Origin of the sequence: Streptacidiphilus sp. EB129, from assembly GCF_041262645.1 — a bacterium.
Classification (GTDB): Bacteria; Actinomycetota; Actinomycetes; order Streptomycetales; family Streptomycetaceae; genus Streptacidiphilus.
Map to the genome: position 1 here is coordinate 1 of NZ_JBGCCS010000094.1, position 3,040 is coordinate 3,040.

Genomic DNA, 3,040 nt, shown 5'->3' on the forward strand with positions numbered 1-3,040 from the left:
CAACCTAACCAAGCGCATAACGGACGAAACCACACCAAGCTGGCGAGGAACCTACTAAGACATAAAGGGCAATCCGCCTACCTCAAACGCCCTCTCAGGCGCCCGTCCGAATGCGCTCCCGGACAGCGGCGCGGTCGATGCCGAGCTGTGCCATGAGCTCTGCCGCGGGATCAGGCTGCTCACAGTCGAGCAGGGCCAGCAGGAGGTGCTCTGGTGTGATGCGCCGGCTGCTGGCCTTCCTCGTCTCAGCCAGGGCGCGCGGGAGGACGGCACGGGCGCCGGAGGTGAAGGGGGTGCGCTTGCGCGAGGCGGGAATCGACGGCCGCTCGATCCCCTGGATGTCGATGCCGACCGCGGCCAGCGCGGACCGGTCGAGGGCATCAAGAGCAGCACGCGCGGTTTCCAGGTCGGTTCCGAGGGCCCGGACTGAGCCCGGCTCGTGGAGCACTCCCAGGAGGAGGTGCTCGGTGCCGATGCGGCGATCGCCACGCAGTGTGGCTTCGCTCAGTGCCGAAGTGACGACCTCACGGGCACCTGCTGCGAACTGTTCGAACATGGTCGTCTCACTTCCCGTACTTGGCGTGCACGGATTGCCGGGAGACGCCGAGGGCGTCGCCGATCTGTTCCCAGGACCATCCCTGCTCCCTGGCGCGTGCGACTGCTGCCGCTTCGACCTGCTCGGCCAGCCGATGCAAGGCGCCCACGGCCCGCAGCCCCACCGCGGGGTCATGCGACCTGAGGCGTTCTGAGAGATCTCCCGCTTCCATGCCTGTCAGTCTGGCTTGACATCCGCTCGATTGTCAATCCAGACTGACGTCAGGTCGCACTGTCAGTCCAGGCTGACATGCGGTGCGGCTGGATGCTTCCTGCCCGGCGAACTGAGGGAGAGTTCTGATGACTGCTGACGTCACCATCGTCGGCGGCGGCCCGAACGGGCTGCTGCTGGCCTGCGAACTACGGCTCGCGGGCGTGCGACCGCTGCTCCTGGAGCGGCTGCACGCCCGCAGCGAGACTCCCAGGGCCAACGGGCTCGTCGGCCGCGTGGTCCAGGCGCTGGAGTTGCGCGGCCTGTACGAGCCCCTCACCGGTCGTTCCGGACCTGCCCAGCCGTTGCCCTTCTACCAGTTCAGCGGCCTGCCACTGGACCTGCGCGACCTGCCCGACAACCCGTTGCACGCCCTCCAGGTCCCGCAAGCGCGTATCGAGCAGGTACTCGAAGAGCGCGCCCGGGAACTCGGCGTCGAGATCCGCCGCGGGCACGAACTGACCGCCCTGCGCCAGGACGACGACGCCGTCACGCTCGACATCCGAGCCCCACAGGGCGCCTACCGGGTCCGCACCCGGTACCTGGTCGGAGCGGACGGCGGCCACAGCACGGTCCGAAAGCAGGCCGGCATCGCCTTTCCCGGCACCACCGACGACAGCTTCGCCTCCCGGGCGGGACACACCGTCATCCCCGACGCGCTGCTTGATCCCGCCACCGGGGAACTCGTCCTGCCCGAGCCGGGCATGCGCCTTCGGCCGTACGCCCACAACCGCCTGCCCAACGGCGTGCTCACCTTCGCGATGATGCAACCCGGATCGGGCATCCACCTCGTAGCCACCTTCGAGTGGGACCAGCCGCCGGTCGACGACAGCACACCGATGACCTTCGACGAGCTCCGGGCCAGCGCCCGTCGCGTTCTTGGCACAGACCTGCCACTGACCCCACCCACCACCCCCGGACCGCACCTGCTGCGCCGCGTCACCAGCATCAACTCGCGGCAGGCCGACACCTACCGCGCAGGCCGCGTCCTGCTGCTCGGAGACGCCGCGCACGTACACTCTGCCGTCGGCGGGCCAGGGCTGAACCTGGGCATGCAGGACGCCATCAACCTCGGCTGGAAACTCGCCGCCCAGATCCACGGCTGGGCGCCCCCCGGACTACTGGACACCTACCACAGCGAGCGAGCTGCGGTCAGTCGGCGAGTCCTCATGCAGACCCGCGCCCAGATGGCCCTGATGCGTCCGGCAGCCGACATCACTGCGGCCCGCGACCTGCTGGCGGAACTGCTCGACGACCCACGCAACCGCGCGCGCATCGCAGCCCTCCTGTCCGGAACCGACATCCGGTACGACATGGGCCGCGCCACCGGGCATCCACTGGTCGGACGATGGCTTCCCGACCTCCGGACGCACATCACCGACAGCTGGGAACAGATCGCCGAACGGCTCCGCGCAGCCCGCCCCGTGCTCGTGGACCTCACCGGACACTCAGCGACGGCCAAGGCCGCCGACGCCTGGACGGACCGGGTGGACGTCATCACTGCCCGGTCCGCAGACCGGTCCCGGCCAGCCTCCGCCATCCTCGTCCGTCCCGACGGATACCTGGCGTGGGCCACAGATGAGGCGGCGAGCCAGTCAATGCGCCACCACATGCGCGAGGCGCTGACCGCGTGGTTCGGCACGGCGACCTGAATCGCGCCGACAAGTCACCGCCTCCAACCCCGGTGGGTGGAGCGGGAAGTGCCTGCAAACCGCACAGGTCAGCCACCAGTGCGTGAACCTGGTGGCGAAGAACCAGTTCCGAACCGAGTACGCGCTCTCGGCGGTCGCCACCTGGGGTGCCACCAGCAGCGACATCGAGTACAGCGGTGCCTCGACGATGTACTGCGGCTAGTACTCCAGCAGGACTTCGGGGCTTGACCTGGGACGATGCAGGCGGACTGGAGTGTAGCCGGGCTGGTGGAGGTCAGGGGCGGCTTCCCGTGGGCCGCCCCTCGATCGTGTGACAACGCCTTCGGTAGTGGCAGCGGCGGGCCACGGCTTGTCGTCGTCGGCGCCAGTTCGACCAGTTCAGCGCGTGGCTGCGGGTGCGTGGGTGCGTGGCGCGGGGAGCACATGCTGCCATGAGTTTCCGAACCTCCGCCACGGTGAGGTCGATGACTGTGCTGGTGAAATCGTTTGGGTGTAGCTCGAATGCGGTGAGATCGCTGACCTTGTCCTCTTGCTGATAGGCGGTCAGCTGCTGGATCGTCGTTGTTGGGCGGGCGGCGACGGT

3 protein-coding genes and 1 pseudogene are annotated in these 3,040 nt (G+C 68.5%); 1 reads left to right on the forward strand and 3 read right to left on the reverse strand.

The annotated features are described in order from the left end of the window. Positions 1 to 94: 94 nt before the first annotated feature. Both ABH925_RS37525 and ABH925_RS37530 read right to left on the reverse strand, forming a co-directional pair. On the reverse strand, positions 95 to 556 hold the full coding sequence (locus ABH925_RS37525) for a Clp protease N-terminal domain-containing protein (protein WP_370156101.1): 462 nt from the start codon (positions 554 to 556) through the stop codon (positions 95 to 97). Positions 557 to 563: 7 nt separating this feature from the next. Beyond that, positions 564 to 704, reverse strand: a complete 141-nt coding sequence (locus ABH925_RS37530) for a helix-turn-helix domain-containing protein (RefSeq protein WP_370156104.1) — start codon at positions 702 to 704, stop codon at positions 564 to 566. 190 nt (positions 705 to 894) lie between these two features. Here ABH925_RS37530 and ABH925_RS37535 point away from each other — a divergent pair, with 190 nt between their 5' ends. Further along, positions 895 to 2,457, forward strand: a complete 1,563-nt coding sequence (locus ABH925_RS37535; RefSeq protein ID WP_370156107.1) for an FAD-dependent monooxygenase — start codon at positions 895 to 897, stop codon at positions 2,455 to 2,457. Positions 2,458 to 2,731: 274 nt separating this feature from the next. On the opposite strand, the pseudogene ABH925_RS37540 reads toward ABH925_RS37535, so the two are convergent. Then, positions 2,732 to 3,040 (reverse strand): annotated as a pseudogene (locus tag ABH925_RS37540) (hypothetical protein); the annotation flags it as partial.